This window comes from Pedobacter sp. AC163, assembly GCF_979258665.1.
In genome coordinates, this window is sequence record NZ_OZ409872.1 from 4,921,176 (window position 1) to 4,938,389 (window position 17,214).

The 17,214-nt window shown below is 37.5% G+C and carries 18 protein-coding genes; 8 read left to right on the forward strand and 10 right to left on the reverse strand.

Features of this window, described 5'->3' with window-relative positions; translation table 11 throughout:
- Window positions 1–172 precede the first annotated feature (172 nt).
- Together ACZZZK_RS21305 and ACZZZK_RS21310 are read left to right on the forward strand one after the other, a co-directional pair.
- Window positions 173–2,083 (forward strand): beta-N-acetylhexosaminidase, encoded by a 1,911-nt coding sequence (locus ACZZZK_RS21305; RefSeq protein WP_463485885.1) that lies wholly within the window; start codon window positions 173–175, stop codon window positions 2,081–2,083.
- Window positions 2,084–2,208: 125 nt separating this feature from the next.
- Window positions 2,209–2,592: a diacylglycerol kinase family protein gene (locus ACZZZK_RS21310; RefSeq protein ID WP_463485886.1), complete on the forward strand. Its 384-nt coding sequence runs from the start codon at window positions 2,209–2,211 to the stop codon at window positions 2,590–2,592.
- On the opposite strand, the gene ACZZZK_RS21315 is transcribed toward ACZZZK_RS21310, so the two are convergent.
- The 3 genes from ACZZZK_RS21315 to ACZZZK_RS21325 are packed head-to-tail and all read right to left on the reverse strand — an operon-like array spanning window position 2,572 to window position 4,257.
- A complete protein-coding gene (locus ACZZZK_RS21315; protein WP_463485887.1) occupies window positions 2,572–3,141 on the reverse strand; it encodes a DUF922 domain-containing protein in 570 nt (189 codons plus the stop codon). The genes ACZZZK_RS21310 and ACZZZK_RS21315 overlap by 21 nt on opposite strands.
- Window positions 3,142–3,176: 35 nt before the next feature.
- Window positions 3,177–3,773, reverse strand: coding sequence for a hypothetical protein (locus tag ACZZZK_RS21320; RefSeq protein ID WP_463485888.1), 597 nt, complete (start codon window positions 3,771–3,773; stop codon window positions 3,177–3,179).
- The gene (locus ACZZZK_RS21325) at window positions 3,760–4,257 is read right to left on the reverse strand and encodes an RNA polymerase sigma factor (RefSeq protein WP_029286005.1); all 498 of its coding nucleotides are present in this window, start codon (window positions 4,255–4,257) and stop codon (window positions 3,760–3,762) included. Before ACZZZK_RS21325 ends, ACZZZK_RS21320 begins: the two co-directional genes overlap by 14 nt.
- 161 nt (window positions 4,258–4,418) lie before the next feature.
- On the opposite strand from ACZZZK_RS21325, the gene ACZZZK_RS21330 reads away from it, so the two are divergent.
- The 5 genes from ACZZZK_RS21330 to rpmA all read left to right on the forward strand — a co-directional run bounded on the left by ACZZZK_RS21330 (window position 4,419) and on the right by rpmA (window position 9,096).
- Window positions 4,419–5,795, forward strand: coding sequence for a dicarboxylate/amino acid:cation symporter (locus ACZZZK_RS21330; RefSeq protein ID WP_463485889.1), 1,377 nt, complete (start codon window positions 4,419–4,421; stop codon window positions 5,793–5,795).
- 169 nt (window positions 5,796–5,964) lie between these two features.
- Window positions 5,965–6,465, forward strand: coding sequence for a hypothetical protein (locus ACZZZK_RS21335; RefSeq protein WP_463485890.1), 501 nt, complete (start codon window positions 5,965–5,967; stop codon window positions 6,463–6,465).
- A gap of 445 nt (window positions 6,466–6,910) precedes the next feature.
- A complete protein-coding gene (locus ACZZZK_RS21340; protein WP_463483753.1) occupies window positions 6,911–7,918 on the forward strand; it encodes an IS110 family RNA-guided transposase in 1,008 nt (335 codons plus the stop codon).
- Between the two features lie 406 nt (window positions 7,919–8,324).
- The gene (rplU, locus tag ACZZZK_RS21345; protein WP_010601215.1) at window positions 8,325–8,636 is read left to right on the forward strand and encodes a 50S ribosomal protein L21; all 312 of its coding nucleotides are present in this window, start codon (window positions 8,325–8,327) and stop codon (window positions 8,634–8,636) included.
- A 52-nt stretch (window positions 8,637–8,688) separates the two neighbouring features.
- A complete protein-coding gene (rpmA, locus tag ACZZZK_RS21350; protein WP_265800329.1) occupies window positions 8,689–9,096 on the forward strand; it encodes a 50S ribosomal protein L27 in 408 nt (135 codons plus the stop codon).
- Between the two features lie 201 nt (window positions 9,097–9,297).
- Here the strand turns inward: rpmA and ACZZZK_RS21355 are convergent, their stop codons facing one another.
- From ACZZZK_RS21355 to ACZZZK_RS21370, 4 genes are all read right to left on the reverse strand, one after another.
- Complete coding sequence (locus tag ACZZZK_RS21355; RefSeq protein ID WP_463485891.1) at window positions 9,298–10,272, reverse strand: polyprenyl synthetase family protein; 975 nt, start codon at window positions 10,270–10,272, stop codon at window positions 9,298–9,300.
- A 45-nt stretch (window positions 10,273–10,317) separates the two neighbouring features.
- Window positions 10,318–12,450, reverse strand: a complete 2,133-nt coding sequence (gene rnr, locus ACZZZK_RS21360; RefSeq protein ID WP_463485892.1) for a ribonuclease R — start codon at window positions 12,448–12,450, stop codon at window positions 10,318–10,320.
- A gap of 164 nt (window positions 12,451–12,614) precedes the next feature.
- On the reverse strand, window positions 12,615–14,318 hold the full coding sequence (locus ACZZZK_RS21365; protein ID WP_463485893.1) for an ABC transporter ATP-binding protein: 1,704 nt from the start codon (window positions 14,316–14,318) through the stop codon (window positions 12,615–12,617).
- Window positions 14,318–15,031: a 3'-5' exonuclease gene (locus tag ACZZZK_RS21370; protein WP_463485894.1), complete on the reverse strand. Its 714-nt coding sequence runs from the start codon at window positions 15,029–15,031 to the stop codon at window positions 14,318–14,320. Before ACZZZK_RS21370 ends, ACZZZK_RS21365 begins: the two co-directional genes overlap by 1 nt.
- A 111-nt stretch (window positions 15,032–15,142) precedes the next feature.
- On the opposite strand from ACZZZK_RS21370, the gene ACZZZK_RS21375 reads away from it, so the two are divergent.
- Window positions 15,143–15,640: a DUF1579 domain-containing protein gene (locus ACZZZK_RS21375; protein ID WP_463485895.1), complete on the forward strand. Its 498-nt coding sequence runs from the start codon at window positions 15,143–15,145 to the stop codon at window positions 15,638–15,640.
- A gap of 36 nt (window positions 15,641–15,676) precedes the next feature.
- Here ACZZZK_RS21375 and ACZZZK_RS21380 read toward each other — a convergent pair whose 3' ends face one another.
- From ACZZZK_RS21380 to ACZZZK_RS21390, 3 genes are read right to left on the reverse strand one after another with little or no spacing between them, the layout of a single operon-like run.
- Window positions 15,677–16,573: a DUF72 domain-containing protein gene (locus ACZZZK_RS21380; RefSeq protein ID WP_463485896.1), complete on the reverse strand. Its 897-nt coding sequence runs from the start codon at window positions 16,571–16,573 to the stop codon at window positions 15,677–15,679.
- A gap of 1 nt (window position 16,574) precedes the next feature.
- Window positions 16,575–16,940 carry a DUF5615 family PIN-like protein gene (locus ACZZZK_RS21385; protein ID WP_463485897.1) on the reverse strand — a complete coding sequence of 122 codons (366 nt, stop codon included), beginning with the start codon at window positions 16,938–16,940 and terminating at the stop codon, window positions 16,575–16,577.
- A complete protein-coding gene (locus tag ACZZZK_RS21390) occupies window positions 16,921–17,157 on the reverse strand; it encodes a DUF433 domain-containing protein (RefSeq protein WP_265800341.1) in 237 nt (78 codons plus the stop codon). Before ACZZZK_RS21390 ends, ACZZZK_RS21385 begins: the two co-directional genes overlap by 20 nt.
- Between the last annotated feature and the right edge of the window lie 57 nt (window positions 17,158–17,214).

Sequence of the window (17,214 nt, forward strand, 5' to 3'; positions counted from 1 at the left end):
ACTTGACAATATTTTAAATCTCCTCAACTTTTTGAGGAGATTTTTTTTGTCTTAAATTTCGCAAAACAAACGTTTGATTAAGAGTGTAACAAAAAAGTGAGCTATACATTCTTTTCGTAATCTATATCTTAGGTAAGATTTAATAAACTATTTTTCTAAACCAAAACCAATCATGAACAAAGCATTATCGATTTTTATTGGAGTATTAATCAGCACAAGTGCATTTGCGCAGGGCGATCCAAACCTCGGGATAATTCCTGCACCCGTATCCATTACCCGAGCGAGTGGTAATTTCATCCTCGACAAAACAACTTTATTAATTAATCAAAGTGTCGATGGCGCAAAATCGGCCGATTTATTAAATGCCTTCATTGTAAACAAAGCTGGTTTCGCATTGCGAGAAAGTAAATTGCCTCAACCAAACCAAAAAAGTATTTTGCTAACATCAGCTGGTGCAGATAAACTGCCAGCAGAAGGATATACAATCAAGGTCAGCCCAACTCAGATTGTAATTACAGGAAAAGGTGCGGGTTTATTTTACGGGGTAGAGTCTGCCATGCAAATGATACCAGAGAAAATTGGAGACAAAATAACTATTCCGGCGGTGATGATCAATGATTATCCTCGTTTTGGTTATCGTGGCGCAATGCTGGATGTTTGCCGCCACTATTTTCCAGTTTCATTTATCAAAAAATACATCGATCAGTTGGCTTACTATAAAATAAACACTTTTCACTGGCATTTAACTGATGATCAGGGATGGCGGTTGGAAATTAAAAAATATCCAAAGCTTACTCAGATCGGTTCTACCAGACCTGGTACAATCATTGGCAATTATCCTGGCAATGGCAATTATTTGACCGAAGTAAAGGGTTTTTACACACAAGATGAAGCTAAAGATATTGTAAAATATGCCGCAGAGCGGTACATCACCGTGATACCAGAAATTGAATTGCCTGGCCATGCATCAGCAGCAATAGCGGCTTATCCAGAATTAAGTACATTTCCTAACCGTGATACATTTATAAGTGATAAAACACCTTGGGCAGGAGCAAGAAAAGGAAAGTTAGTTCAGCAAACCTGGGGAGTTTTTGATGATATTTTCACTCCAACAGATAATACGTTTACCTTTTTAGAAAATGTGCTGGATGAGGTAATTGCAATTTTCCCTTCTAAATATATCCACATTGGAGGAGATGAAGCGCCGAAAACGTATTGGAAAGAATCGCCATTTTGCCAGGCTTTGATGAAAGAAAAAGGCTTGAAAGATGAACATGAATTACAAAGCTATTTCATTCAAAGGATTGAAAAACATGTAAATGGCAAAGGACGTTCGATTATTGGCTGGGATGAAATTTTAGAGGGTGGTTTAGCGCCAAATGCAACGGTTATGAGTTGGAGAGGTGAAGCAGGGGGAATTGCAGCTGCTCAACAAAATCACGATGTAATTATGACTCCAGGTTCCATGGGGCTATACATCGACCATAAACAATCAAATTCTCCTGACGAACCTGTTACCATCGGTGGTTTTGCACCTTACCAAAAAATTTATGCTTACGATCCGATTCCGAAAGTTTTAACAGCCGATCAGCGAAAATACATTAAAGGAGTGCAGGCTAACATGTGGACTGAATACATCAAAACGCCTGAGAAAGCAGAAAACCATGCTTTTCCACGTTTATTAGCGCTATCTGAAATTGCCTGGAGCCCAGTTGAACGCAAGGACTTAAAGAATTTTTCGGAGGAACGTTTACCGAAGCATTTAGCTCGTTTAGATAAAATGAATATCAACCTTTGGGTGCCAACACCAATCGGTCAAAGTGATAAACCTTTAACAGGCGGCGATTTTACAATTGATTTAAAAGTTCCGATTACTGGCGGAAAAATTTACTATTCATTAGACGGGTCAAGACCGTCAGAAAATGCATTTTTGTACACTTCGCCAATTAAAGTAACTGTTCCACAAGGCGAAAAACGGGTTTTAACAACAATAGTTGTTGCGCCGAGCGGAAAAAGAAGTGTTACTACAAAAACAATTTTAGATAATGGCGCTCCAGCTGAAAAAACTGAAGCAAAGAAATAAGAATCTGCGAATTGATAAAGGGTTAAAATTTTAAAACATATCATTATAGAAGCCTTTAAAGCAGCATCTCTCGCTATTTGCAGAGATGCTGCTTTGTTTTGATATGCTATTTAGTAAATTGCGAAATGCAGGAAAATCGCAAATTCTCAGTAATAGATAGAATTAAAAGCTTTAAATATGCTTTTAATGGATTGCGGTTATTTTTTATTAATGATCATAATGGCAGAATTCATCTATTTGCAGCGTTAATCGCTATTGGCTTATCGTTTTACCTACAGCTTTCTGCATCGGAGTGGATCGCAATTTTGGCTGTCATTACTTCGGTAATTGTAGCCGAAATAATCAATGCATCGATAGAAAAATTAGCCAATGTTGTTTCTCCAGAATATCATCCTAAAATTAAAGTTGTTAAAGATTTAGCCGCTGCCGCGGTGTTAATGGCTGCTTTGTTGGCAGTTGTTGTGGGATTAATCATCTTCCTCCCAAAATTATCGCGAATCATTGGCTAGGGTAGCAGCTCGAGATTCGGCCATTTTATCTTCAATAATTTTATCCCAACGTGCCTGCATTTTATGATTGCTTCCGTGTTCGGTTTCCTCATCATAATTGCGCTGCATGGTGTCGAAATAATTGCTTAGTTCATTCGCTAACTGAGAAATCTGAGCCTTATAATTTTTAATTGAATAGTTTCTGTTTTTTAGAACACGCTCCGCCTCCGAAAGTAAAATATATTGGATGTTCACATGTCCTTGTTCATGGTGAAGCAAGCTGGCACTCACATTCGGATCTTTAATTTTATCCCATTTTACCCATGAGCGGTCTTTATCGATGCTTATTTCATTTTTAAGGTTGATAGCCACTCGATTTCTATAGATGGTAGATTCGTAACTGTACTTCCATGTCATTGCCGTTAATGCAAAAAAGGGTGAACGCGTATCAGGCTTTCCTTTAAAATAAGTTTCCCAATCCAGCTGAACGGGCTGAGTAAAATCTTGCTTAAAACCGAAAGTAAACGGCAGTACGAGTGTAAGCAGTAAAATTGCAAGAGGTGTTTTCATCACAAAATTGGATTGAAAAAACCGTGCCTAAAATTTTATGGCATTGAAATTTGTGCACTTATTCTTTCAAATTTTTCAATTAGTAGAGATATACGCTCCTTTTCGCGTTTTATAACCGCATTTCTAAGGATTGTAGAGCAGAACAGAATCCACAGAAATGTGAAGCTAACCGCTACAATCGTCATGGTGATACTTAAGTGTGCAAGTATCTCGATGAAATAGAAAATTAGTCCAAGTGAAAGTGCTACAGTATAAAACCAATAAAGGGAATTGTATAGCTTATACCGATTTAACTGGTATACTCTTAAATCACTGAGATATTCATTTGGGTGACGGGTGTAATCGCTTTTTGAAATCAAACGATGATCCCGGTATAGAATTAAGATATATACACCTATCGCTAGCAAAGTGATGCTAATTCCGACATGTGTGGTCCACGATTCGAAATGAAAGAACACCCATAAAACAGCGATTGCAATAAATGATGCAAGCATGCCAAGGATATTTAAAGCAGACTTTAACTTCAAACCATTCACTTCTTTCTTTACTTGCTGTAACATTTCATCAGCAGAAACCTTAACTTCTACATCGTGTTTTTGCCACAACTCTTGTATTTGATCAAACGCTTGCATACTGGTTATATAGTTCTGTTAATTTTTGTTTAATACGATGAATTTTAACCCTCAAATTTCCCTCACTTATTCCTGAGATGTCGGCAATTTCGTGGTATGGAAGCTCATCAAGCACCATGGTAATAATTAAACGGTCGTTTTCTTCAAGCTTCGATATACATTTATAAAGCAGGGCTACCTGTTCATTTTTTTCTGAAAACTCTTCAATTTTGTTTTCGATAATGTTATCTGTCAACTCGTCTTTTGCCTGCCTTTTTTCCGATCTGAGATAGGTAAGGCAAGTGTTGACGGCAATTCTATAAATCCAGGTTGATATTAATGATTTGTTTCTAAACTTGTCCAGATTCTGCCAAACCTTTAAAAAGGTTTCCTGTAAAAGATCATTAGCAGCATCGGTATCGCCCGTGTAACCATAACATAAATGGAAGATCTTTTTGGAATTCGAATCGAAGATTTCTTTAAATAGCTTGTCTTTTTGTTCCATTTATGGGTTTGTAGGTGTTTTTTAGATGGAGGTTAGCGTTTTTTGTTACAGCGAAATTAGAAAATTAAATAATTTTTAAACACCCTGGCGATCAAAATTTGTTAGCCACAGTAAATATCGTAGTTTTACCAAATTAACAGAGCCACAAACTTTTTATATTCATGAAGAAAAACAAACTCACGCTGTTCATTTTTATAGCGCTGATTGCCGGAGTTGCATTAGGCTATATTCTGAACGTTAATTCGATTGATGTTTACAATCAGAAAATCCTAAACGCCGATGCGCAGGTAAAAAGCATAGAGGTAGCCATTAAAAAAGCTACCGATACAACATCTGCAACTTTTACCCAGCTTAAAGCCGAAAGAAAAGCGAATGCTCAAATTAAAAAGGAGAATGAAGATATCCGGGAAAAGAAGCTTGAGTATTTTACGCTTTTGAGTGATATTTTTCTTCGCTTGATAAAAATGATTGTGGCGCCCTTGGTTTTTACAACTTTGGTGGTTGGTGTGGCTAAAGTTGGCGATATTAAAGCCGTAGGCCGGATTGGCGGTAAAACTTTAGGGTGGTTCATGGCGATGTCGCTAATGTCTTTAGTACTTGGATTAATTCTAGTCAACCTGTTCGAACCTGGAAAACACATGCAGTTAACCTTGCCAGATCAAATGGTAAATACCGGGATCCAGAAGGCTGCGATGAGCGTAAAAGATTTTATCGCCCACGTTTTTCCTAAAAGTATTGCCGAATCTATGGCCACCAATGAGATTCTTCAAATCGTTGTATTTTCTTTGTTTTTTGGTGTAGCCACAGCTGCCATTGGCGACTTAGGCCAGGTAGTAATTAAAGCGTTCGACGCCATTGCTCATGTGATTTTGAAAATGACAGGTTATGTGATGAACTTCGCTCCATTAGCAGTTTTTGGTGCGATGACAGCCATAGTAGCCAAGCAAGGACTAAATGTGCTTAATACTTACGCTATTTTTATTGGAGAGTTTTACCTGGGGTTAGGTATTTTATGGGCAATGCTGATTTTCATCGGCTTTTTAATCCTTAAAAAACGAGTTTTCAAGCTAGTAAGCGATATGAAAGAGCCGGCAATTTTGGCTTTCAGTACAGCCAGTAGCGAGGCTGCTTATCCCAAAACCATGATGTTGTTAGAACGTTTCGGCTGCAAAGATAAAATTGTGAGTTTCGTATTGCCGTTGGGCTATTCGTTCAATTTAGATGGCTCCATGATGTATATGACTTTTGCATCGCTTTTTATAGCGCAAGCTTATGGCATTCATTTGGGTTTCGAACAGCAAATTTCAATGTTATTGATTTTAATGTTAACCAGTAAAGGTATTGCGGGTGTACCTAGAGCTTCATTGGTAGTAATTGCAGGTACCATTGCCAGTTTCAATATTCCAGAGGCAGGTTTGGCTCTTTTAATTGGTATCGATCCGCTATTGGATATGGGCCGCTCGGCAACTAATGTTGTTGGTAACAGTATCGCAACTGCAGTAGTAAGTAAGTGGGAAGGGGAGTTGAAAGATTCGTAATTGCAAGTTCTAGTCAGCCAGCTGAAGTTTTAAGTTTAGTATGTATTTAATAAATGATTTTGGGATGTTTCGATGTTCACAAAATTTTTTAAACTTTGCATCGTTTTGGATTCACTCAAAATTTGATAGTCCAATAATTCAGTCATTCAAAATTCAATAATTAACTCAAGTGTCAAGTAGAGGAAAAAAAATATTCTTAGCCATTACCATCATCGTACCGATGATTATTTACTGCTATATCTATTACAAGCCCATTATTCAGAATGCACCATTTCGCAAGGCTGATTTTGTTTCCATGCAATTTAGCTACGGATTAAAAGATACCTTAGAAAATAAATATGATTCAAAAACGGGTGTTTATCAATATGTAAACAATAGAGACTCGGTGATTACCAAGAAAGTTTTCTTAAAAAGCGACGATATTTTGTACATGCACAGAAAGGCGAATGAGATTGGTCTTTGGAATTTTCCTGATACGATTGGCCAAAAAAGTGCTAAATCGAAAGCAGTTCCACGTTACGATATCACCTTCAATTACAAAGAAAAATCGAAACATGTAGTGATATATGGCGATTTCGATGGAAACCCAAAGTTGTTGGATGCTGCCGTTCAAATGCGTAAAGTTATTCAGGAAACTTTAAACCAGGCCGAGATAAGATCCGGAAAATAGTTTCATTACAAAAGATATTGTAAGGCTTAATTGTGAACCTAAATTTTCGGTTTACAATTAAGCCTTTTCTTTTTAGGATGATTTCGTTAAGATTTTTTCTTTTTTTTTAACGACTTTTTCCTGATAGATGCTTTTTGAAAATGAATGTTTAGCTTCGCTTGGCAGAACGCAGTCCCGCTTTACGTTATAAGCGCCGCTGAATAGCGGAGGCTTTCACTTCAATCCCTTAGGTTTGAATATTCTTAGAAATATTTGAGATTTGAATAAAACCTTAACGGCAGTGCTGCACTTTGGCTCGATCTAGGTTAAAGACCTAAAACCCGTATCAGAGCACTGCCGTTTGTTGAACAAGAACCATATAGAATTTTAGTCTTCGCTGGACCGTTAAGGGATTTAGTTTTATTCAACATTAAGGTTTGTTTTTTCCACTTAACAACCCAAAGTTATGAATTACAGATTATTTGCGGGCATCGATGTTTCAAAAATGAAAACAGATGTAGTGTTTTTTCTTACTGAAAATCCTGATGAGCAGTTTCATGGCACCTTTAGCAACAATGAGGAAGGCTGTAAGGAAATGGTGGCCTGGATGCAGGAGCTTACCGGCCTTTCGATTGCTGAGATGCTTTTTTGCGCAGAGGATACCGGACTCTACACACTTCCTATCTGCACCTATTTTGACGGACAGGGCGGAAATCTCTGGGTTGAGAACGCCCTGAGGCTTAAGCGCTCCCTTGGTCTAAAACGTGGCAAATCTGATAAGGCAGATGCTGCCGAAATAGCCAACTATGGTTTTTTACATAGGCGCAAAGCTGTTCTTTTTAAACTTCCGAGCAAAACCATAAGCAAGCTAAAGCATTTATTGAGCTGTAGAAAGCAGCTTGTGAAGCAACAGACGGCATTAAAAAACGCAAGTGGAGAGCTGGAAGCTTTCGATGGAGATTCAGCGGATTTTACATTGGAGATCAGGAAGTCACTGATCAAAGAATATGACAAGAAAATTGACATGATTGAAGCGGAACTTATAAGATGTGTAAAAGCGGACAAACTACTTGAAAAGCAATATCGTCTGGTCAACTCCGTATACTGTATAGGGCCTCAGACAGCGATGTTTATCGTGGTCCTTACGCAAGGATTCAGTCTGTTCGAGGATCCCAGGAAGTTTGCCTGTTATTGTGGTATTGCCCCTTTCGGAAATACCTCTGGAACAACACTAAAGGGGAAACCAAAGGTTAGCCACCTGGCAAATAAAAGAATAAAAACACTACTTACCATGTGTGCGCTCAACACAATCAAAAAGGATAATGAGTTCAAAAGGTATTATGACAGAAAGATACAAGAAGGAAAGCATCATTCAGCTGTTCTAAACGTATTGAGAAACAAACTGGTCAGCAGAGCTTTTGCAGCAGTATTGAAAGACAGACCCTATAAGAAAGATCTTTATAATGCTGCCTAAATATTTTAAAATTTATTTGCAAAAACCATAGAATACGGGTTTATAAACGAAGGCATGTTTTCTATAGCAGCGCATTTAATAAAATTGTTGTAAAGTTTGAGGGGACGGAACGACAGTTTGAAATACCGGCCTGCGTAAAATAAACCTGATGGTAATGAAAAGCCCGAAGCGCAGCGAGGACTTGTAATAAACAGCAGGGCAGGAGTAACATAATATATTCAGATTTTGCTTTCCAAAATCGAGTGAAAAACATAACACAATTCGATCTTAAAATCTGGTAATCCTATAAATCTTGGTTCCGAAGGATTATAGTTAAAAATATTTTCGATATGTGTTTGTGTGTTAATTGAATTTGTTCTATATTTGCACCTCGTTAAATAAAAATTAAAAAACTAATATTTAAACAATGTACGCAATAGTAAATATAGCAGGGCAGCAATTTAAAGTTGCTAAAGACCAGCACCTTTTTGTACACAGATTGCAAGGAGATGAAGGCGCTAGTATTGAATTTGATAATGTATTGTTGGTTGATAATGGTGGTGCAATCACTGTAGGAGCTCCTGCGGTTAAAGGTGCTAAAGTTTCAGCTACTATCGTATCTCATTTAAAAGGTGATAAAGTAATCGTTTTCCACAAAAAACGTAGAAAAGGTTACAAAAAGAAAAATGGTCACCGCCAGTTTTTCACAAAGATTCAGATTTCTGATATCACGTTATAAATTCATTAGTTAACCAATAATTCGCTTTTAGCGAGTTAAAAAATATAAAATCATGGCACACAAAAAAGGAGCCGGTAGTTCGAAAAACGGACGTGAATCGCATAGTAAGCGTTTAGGTATTAAAATTTTCGGTGGTCAGTTAGCTATCGCTGGAAACATTTTAGTACGTCAACGTGGTACAAAACACCATCCAGATAAAAATGTTGGTTTAGGAAAAGACCATACATTATTCGCTTTGATTGATGGTACTGTAGTTTTTAGAAAGAAACAAGATAACAAATCTTATGTATCTGTTCTTCCTATCTCTGATGCTGAAATCGAAGAAGCATTAACTAAAAAACCAGCTGTTAAAAAAGAAGCTGCTGCTGTAGAAGTTCCTGCTGAAGCTGCTGCTAAAAAAGCACCTGCTAAAAAAGTTAAAAAAGACGAAGCTACTGAAGAAGCTGCTGTTGCAGAATAATTAGTATTAATCGATATTTGGAGAGTCCTGATGAAAATCAGGACTTTTTTTATGGTGTCTTTTTTATAGATATCAGAATACGATTTATTAGCACAAGATTGCTCCTGTAGGGGAATAACGATCTCTTTGAAAAAGCAATCTAAATTAATTGCTGAAATAAAGTGATTTCAGCAATCAATATCATTAGCATTTCAATGAATGCTAATATTCTCTAGCCATTAACTGATTAGTTAATGTGAGCAGGTTGTTTTTTTGCTCTGTGCTCGCATTAATTTGCTCAAAAAAGTTTAATGCCTTGTCCAGGTAGTTATTCATCGTTTCTTTAGCAATATTTTGAATATCCAAAGTATTGTAAACTGAAGTTACTGTTGCGACTTTTTCCTTGATATCGAAATCTTTATAAGCCGTCCAGGTATCTAAAGACTCCTTTATATCGCCTTCTGCCAGTTCAAATGCTTTTAGTAGTAAGAATGTCTTCTTGTTTGCGATGATATCGCCGCCAACCTGCTTTCCAAATTTTTCAGGATCAGCATAAACATCCAGAATATCATCCTGTAATTGAAAAGCAATTCCGATGTTTTCTCCAAACTGGTAAATCAAATCAGCATCTTTTTCTGAAGCCCCTGCGATGATAGCACCTAACTTTAAAGCGCCACCCAACAGAACTGCCGTTTTTAACCTGATCATATTAATGTATTCTTCAATACTTACATCATCACGGCTTTCAAATTCCATATCGAGTTGCTGTCCTTCGCAAACACCTTGAGCCGTTGAGTTGAAGGTATCTAGAACATCTTTCAGGAAGATTGGATTAACCTTGGCTAGGTTTTTATTTGCCTCAACCATCATCACATCTCCACTTAAAATAGCGGTATTGGTGCTCCATTTCTCGTGTACGGTTGCTTTACCCCGGCGCAGAGGTGCATTATCCATTATGTCATCATGCACCAAAGTAAAGTTGTGAAAAACTTCAATTGCCATGGCTGCATGGATGGAGTCGTGAGCATCCTTACCAAATAGTTCGGTTGCCATTAAAACCAGAAGTGGCCTAACACGTTTTCCGCCCAGGTTAATGATATAAGTAATCGGATCATAAAGCTGTTTAGGCTGATCAGGAAACTTTAAATTTTTTATTGCTGTATCTAAGATTTGTTGTAGTTGTTCTGTTGTATGCATCTTTTACGTAAACACGGTGTCTTTGGGCACGAATGTCTTAAATTTTTAATCAGGAATAAGGGTGAAATCAATTTGGCGTTTAGAAAGGTCGACTTTCTTTACCCTAATCATCACTTCATCACCAAGTTGATATTTTTTCTTTTTTCTTTGGCCAACAATGCAATAATTTTTTTCGTCGAGTACATAAAAATCGTCAGAAATATCACGCAAACGAATCATACCCTCACATTTATTTTCTTCGATCTCAACATACATGCCCCATTCGGTAACTCCAGAAATAATCCCTTTGTATTCAGTACCAATGTTATTTTCGAGGTATTCTGCTTGTTTGTATTTAATTGATGCTCTTTCTGCATCAGCGGCACGTTTTTCCATTGCAGAAGAATGAGCACATGCTACTTCGTAAAATTCTGCATCAGCAGATTTACCACCATCTAAATAGGTTTGGAGCAGCCTGTGTGCCATTACATCGGGATAACGACGAATTGGCGAAGTAAAGTGGGTGTAGTATTCGAAGGCCAAGCCGTAATGATTCGTCTTTTTAGTAGAATAAATAGCCTTAGCCATTGACCGGATGGCCAATGATGTTAATATATTCTGTTCTTTTTTGCCTTCTACATCAGCCATTAAATGGTTCAGTGATTTGGCTATTTCCTTATCCGATTTAGTATTGATTTTATAACCGAAACGGGAAGCAAATGTGGCGAAAGAAGTGAGGTTTTCCATATTTGGCGAATCGTGAACCCGATAAACGAAAGTTAGTTTCTTTTCGCCCTTTTGCTTTTTCGCTACAAATTCTGCCACCTTGCGGTTGGCCAGAAGCATATAATCTTCAATTAATTTGTGCGCATCCTTTCTCTCTTTTACATAAACTCCGATTGGTTTGCCGGATTCATCAAGCTTAAACTTTACTTCGGTACTTTCGAAACTGATGGCACCATTTTTAAATTTACGATCACGTAAAATATAGGCGAGCTCATTAAGTTTTAGAATTTCTGTGGCGTAATCACCAGCTTTATTTTCTATTACTTCCTGCGCTTCTTCATAGCTAAAACGTCTATCAGAATGAATGATAGTCCGCCCGTACCATTCAGCTTGAATATTGGCCTGCTCATCGAGTTCAAACACTGCAGCAAAACACAATTTGTCTTCATTTGGACGAAGCGAGCAAACACCATTACTTAAACGTTCTGGCAACATCGGGATGACACGATCAACCAGATATACCGACGTTGCACGACTGTAAGCCTCTTTATCTAAATCGGTTCCTTGAATAACATAATGAGAAACATCAGCAATATGCACCCCAATTTCATGGTTTCCATTCGGAAGTTTCTGATAGGAAATGGCGTCATCGAAATCTTTAGCATCTGCAGGATCGATGGTGAAAGTAAGTATATTTCTAAAATCTTTACGCTTTGCAATTTCATCCGCAGGAATTTCTTCGGGGATTGCATTAGCCTCTTTTTCTACCTGCGGTGGAAATTCTAAAGGAAAACCATACTGAGCCAAAATGGCGTTCATTTCGGTATTGTTTTCACCCTGGTTTCCTAATACATGTTTTACAATACCAATAGGATTCTTAGCGCTTTCGGGCCAATCTGATAGGGTTACTAAAACCCGTTGACCGTTTTTTGCATCCAACGTATCAGCCAATGGTACGAAAATGTCATGCATCATCTTTTTATCATCAGCGATAACAAATGCAAATCGATCGGATATTTTAATTACACCCGTAAAATCTGACTTGGCTCGTTTGAGGATTTCTACTACCTCGCCTTCATTTTTTCGTCCACTTTTCTTGGCAAAAACATAGGCTTTGACGGTATCGCCATGCAACGCATTTTTCAATTTTCTAGGAGCTACGAATACGTCTTTCTCAAATTCGTCTTCCGGAACGATATAGGCAGAACCATCAGCAGTCATATCAACAGTTCCGATTATAAAATTCTGAAGATCTTTAAGCTTGAATTTTCCTTTTTCTGGTTCAAGGAAAATACCGGCACCTTTACCTTCTTTTAATATTTCCAGGATGGTTTCTCTTGATTCCTGATCATTCAGATTTAATTTAGCTGAAACCTGTTTATAGTTAAGAACCTGATTGTTGTTTTTTTCAAATACATCACTAACCAATTGATTTAGAACCAATTTTATATTTGCCGATTTCTTCTTTGCCATACGCTAAAACTGAATTTACCGAAGATACAGAAAAGATATAAACGATGGTTAATGTGTGGTGTAAAATGGATGACGAATGACGTAAAAAGGATTGATGACATATATAGGTAAATGAGTAGTTAAATATGGAAAAATGCATCATTCAACATATTTAGTTATTTAGATTAACTACCCGGTATCGCCTCAATTAGTTTTTTGGTGTAAGCTGCCTTTGGTGCATAGAAGATTTGTTCCGGAAAACCTTCTTCTTCAATTTTACCTTTATTCATTACTAAAATACGATCTGATATATGTTTCACGACCGCTAAATCATGTGAAATGAAAATGTATGTCAGACCGAATTCGCGTTGAAGATCTCTAATTAAATTTAATACCTGTGCTTGTACAGACACGTCCAATGCTGAAACGGATTCATCACAAATGATGAATTTTGGTTCTAAAGCCAAAGCTCTGGCAATGACCACCCGCTGCCGCTGCCCGCCGCTAAATTCATGGGGATAACGGTTAAAATGCTCCTCTTTTAAACCTACTTTGTTCAATAGTTCCAGCACTTTTTGCTTTCTTTCTGCATCATTTTTGTATAAACGATGTACTTGCAGGGGCTCTAAAATTGATTGGCCAATGCTAAGTTTTGGGTTTAAGGAGGCATAAGGATCTTGGAAAATAATCTGAATATCTTTTCTTAATTTCCTCAATTCAGATCTGCTGATGTTTGTGATATCTTGACCGTTAAACATGATAGTTCCTGATGTAGGTTGAATCAATCGTAAAATTGTTCTGCCAAGAGTTGTTTTACCACAACCAGATTCGCCGACCAAGCCTAAGGTTTCCCCGGGAAAAACCTCAAAATTAATCTGGTCTACTGCTTTCACGTAATCGGTAGTTTTTCCAAATAGACCATTGTGGATCGGATACCAGGTGCAAAGTTCTTTAACCTGAAGCAAAGGTTTTTTAGCGTAAAGCAATGCTCTACGTGAGGCGATTTCTTCTTCTGTTATCTGGTTAGATGCATTTAGGTGTGCATTTGCATCAGCAATTTCTCCAGTTAAAAAATCGGCTACAACCGGCAGTTTCTTCAATTGTAAACTAGGAGAGGGGCGACAAGCCAGCAAGCCTTTGGTATAAGGGTGTTGGGGATTTTCAAATATTGACTTTGCAGGCCCTTGCTCTACAATTTCGCCTTTGTACATTACTGCAACCTCATCTGCAATTTCATTTACCACGCCTAAATCATGCGAGATAAAAATCATGGCCATGTGCCGCTCTTCTTTCAGTTTTAAAAGTAGTTGAAGAATGGTTTTTTGAACCGTAACATCGAGGGCAGTTGTAGGTTCATCGGCAATTAACAGTTTCGGGTTGCAGCTTAAAGCCATTGCAATCATTACCCGTTGTTTTTGTCCACCAGAAATTTGATGCGGGTAACTATCAAATATTTTTTCTGGTCGCGGCAATTGAACCTCATTAAAAAGGTCAATGGTTTTTTCTTTCGCTGTTTGTTTATCAACTTTTTGGTGAAGTATTATGGCTTCTGCCACTTGCTCGCCACAGGTAAAAACAGGATTCAACGAAGTCATTGGTTCCTGGAAGATCATCGAAATCTGATTTCCCCTAATCTGACGGATTTCATTTGAACTTAAGTTGAGCAAACTGATGTCTTCAAAATCAATATCGCCAGTAATTTTAGCTGAGCGTTCGTCGTGCAAGCGCATGATGGAAAAAGAAGTTACGGATTTGCCCGATCCAGATTCTCCAACAATCCCCAAAACAGTTCCTTTTTTAACATTAAAACTGATTGTTTTAACTGCTTTAAACCAGGTTTTTTCTTCTTGATTGTAGAAGTCGATATTTAAATTCTCAACGTTTAGCATCAGGATACGATGGTAATGTTTTCTGCTGAAATAATATCCATTCCTTTAAACTTTAGTAACACTTGAGCAGTAGTCACAACATCTTTTTGACAATAGGTTACAATTCTATCCAGATTTTGCTCTTCGTAATAAACCTGCCTAACCTGGCTTCCATCGATGTCGTCTTTTGGCGTTGGAATATTCAAAATTGCCGCTAATAAATTCAACGAAGTAAAGTGTTTATGATCGCCAAACTTCCACATCTCCATGGTATCCAGGTGGTTGATTTCCCAAGGTTTCTTACCAGAAATATCTAATTGAGTTGGAATTTTTAAGCCGTTGATCAGCAACCGTCTGCAGATGTAAGGATAATCAAATTCTTTTCCGTTATGGGCGCAAAATGCCAATGTAGGCACTTGCCTGTTAATCAGGTTAGAAAATTCTGTTAAAATTTCTTTTTCGTCGTGGCCATAAAATGATTTCAGACGTAAGGAATACGATTTGTTTTGATAGCTGAAAATCCCTAAACTGATACAGATGATCTTTCCAAATTCGGCTAAGATGCCGGCTCGCTCGTAAAATTCGTCTGCACCTTGATCGGCTGTCCTTTGAAAATGCGTTTTCTGCTCCCAAAGCTGTTGTAAATGAGGCGGAACATCACTGAAGGATGGATATTGAGGTACTGTTTCAATATCTAATACTACAACCTGACTTAAATCGAGCTTTTTTAGCATGAAACAAGATACTAATTTTATGAATAACCAAAAAGCAATACCGAATTTTCAATGGGAACAATCTTCAATTAATCAATCTAACAATCCGATAATATTTTTTTAAGTTTGAGTATGGCAAAAGGTAAATTTGAGCAATCTCTAGAAGATGGTGCTCACCAGAAACTAAAAAACATTGTTGGCAGTTGGAAAGGAACAGCCAAAACTTGGTTTGAAAGAGATGTATTAGCAGATGAGTCTCCTGCCGAAGCTGAAATAACTTCGATTTTGGATGGGCGTTTCATTTCATACGACTATCAAAGTAGTTTAAACGGAAAGCCTTTGGAGGGTAAGATGATTATTGGTTTCGATATCCCATACCAGAAATTTACCTTCAGTTGGATAGATAGTTTTCACATGGGTACGCAGATTATGCAAGCAACGGGCGAAGCAACTGAAAAAGGTTTTTCTATTTTAGGTTCATGGGGAAACCCGGAATATGGTGACCAACTTTTTGGCTGGCGTACAGAACTCGAAATTGTTAGTAAAGATGAAATTGTTTTTTCAGCGTATAATATTATGCCAGGAGAAGAAGAGGCGAAAGCAATTGAGGCCGTTTACAAACGAGTTTAACCTCGCAGGTTTTTAAAATCAGCGAGGTTTTTTCATTTAAAACAGTGATGGAGGATTTGAATTAGCCATTACCGGAATTTTTAATACTGTTCCTACAGCTTCATTCAACTTTTCTGTAAAATAAGCTGAAAATAATGGGGATGAAAGCTCAACATTTTGGTGTACGAAAAAATAAAGATTTTCAAGGCCCTGCTTTTTCCATTCCACAATTCTGTCTATCCAATTGTCTAAACGTTTTTTGTCGATTACATCGTCATTTGCACCAACAAAACGTACAAAAGCGGTTGGTGTCGTCAACCTCATGTGCAGCATGTCTCTTCTACCAGCAGTATCAACAATGATATTGGCTACTTTATTATCTTCGAAAAGTGTAGCAAACTCGCTGGCAATAGTCGGGTTAGAAAACCACTCTGCATTTCTTACTTCAACGCCTAACGGAATCACTTTCGGAAACTCTTTCACCACAATTTTCAGTCGCTCAAAATCTTTCGGCTTGAAATTATCATGTAGTTGAAGAAAAGCCATGCCAAGTTTGTCTTCAAAGTTACTGATCGCATCAGCAAATTGCTCAACAGGTTCTTTAACGTTAATTAGCCTTTTAAAATGACTCACCGTGTTGGTTAATTTAGGGAAGAATTTAAAGTCAGCAGGTGTTTTTTCCTTCCAGGTAATCACTTGTTCACTGCTTGGCATTCCATAGAATGTAGCGTTAAGCTCAATCGAGTTAAACTGTGTAGCATAATAGGTTAACTCATCTTTTGTTCCCTTCGGATAAAATCCTTTTAAATCTGCTTTATTCCATTTAGCGCAACCCACATAAGCCTGAAAATTTTGTTGAGGTTTATTTGCTGCCAAGATTCCTGCTGTTTCAGGGGCATCTGCGGGGAGGGTGAAATCTATAATCGAAGGGTCGTCTACTTTACCGAATTGCATATTAATCTTTATTTATTTCAAATATATCTAAATCTCCATAGATAAGTTGAGGGATAGCATCAAAAATTTTAGCTCTTAATTTTTGGTAAAGAACCTTATTGGAACAATTCCCAAAAGCTAAGAAAATCAACTTGGGTGGAGTGCCTTTCCATGCAACTAGTTCACGAAAATCAATATCCTTTGAAATAATTATTACCTTACTTCTATTTTGAGCTAGATGGTAGATTTCGAGATCTGATGTATTGGCAAGCTTAAGAAAGTGAAATGAAATACATTTGATTTTGATTTCATCCATTAGCCATTTTGAAATTATGGGAGATATATTTTCATCTAGCCAGAATTCCCAATCATTCGCAGATGTATTCATCCCTAAGTTGTTTCGCACTAAAAAGCAACGCCGCCTTTATGTCATCAACTTCGAGGATGGGATGCTCCTCTAAAATTTGTTCGTGTGTCATTCCTGACGATAAAAGTTCGATAATATCGATAACTGTAAATCGATTACCTCTAATTGTTGGCTTTCCGCCCATTAGTCCAGGGATGAATGTAATTCTTTCCAATAATTTACTTTCCTCACTTTTCATAAATAAATATACAAAATATTAGGACACAAAAAAAGCACCGAGTATAAACTCGGTGCC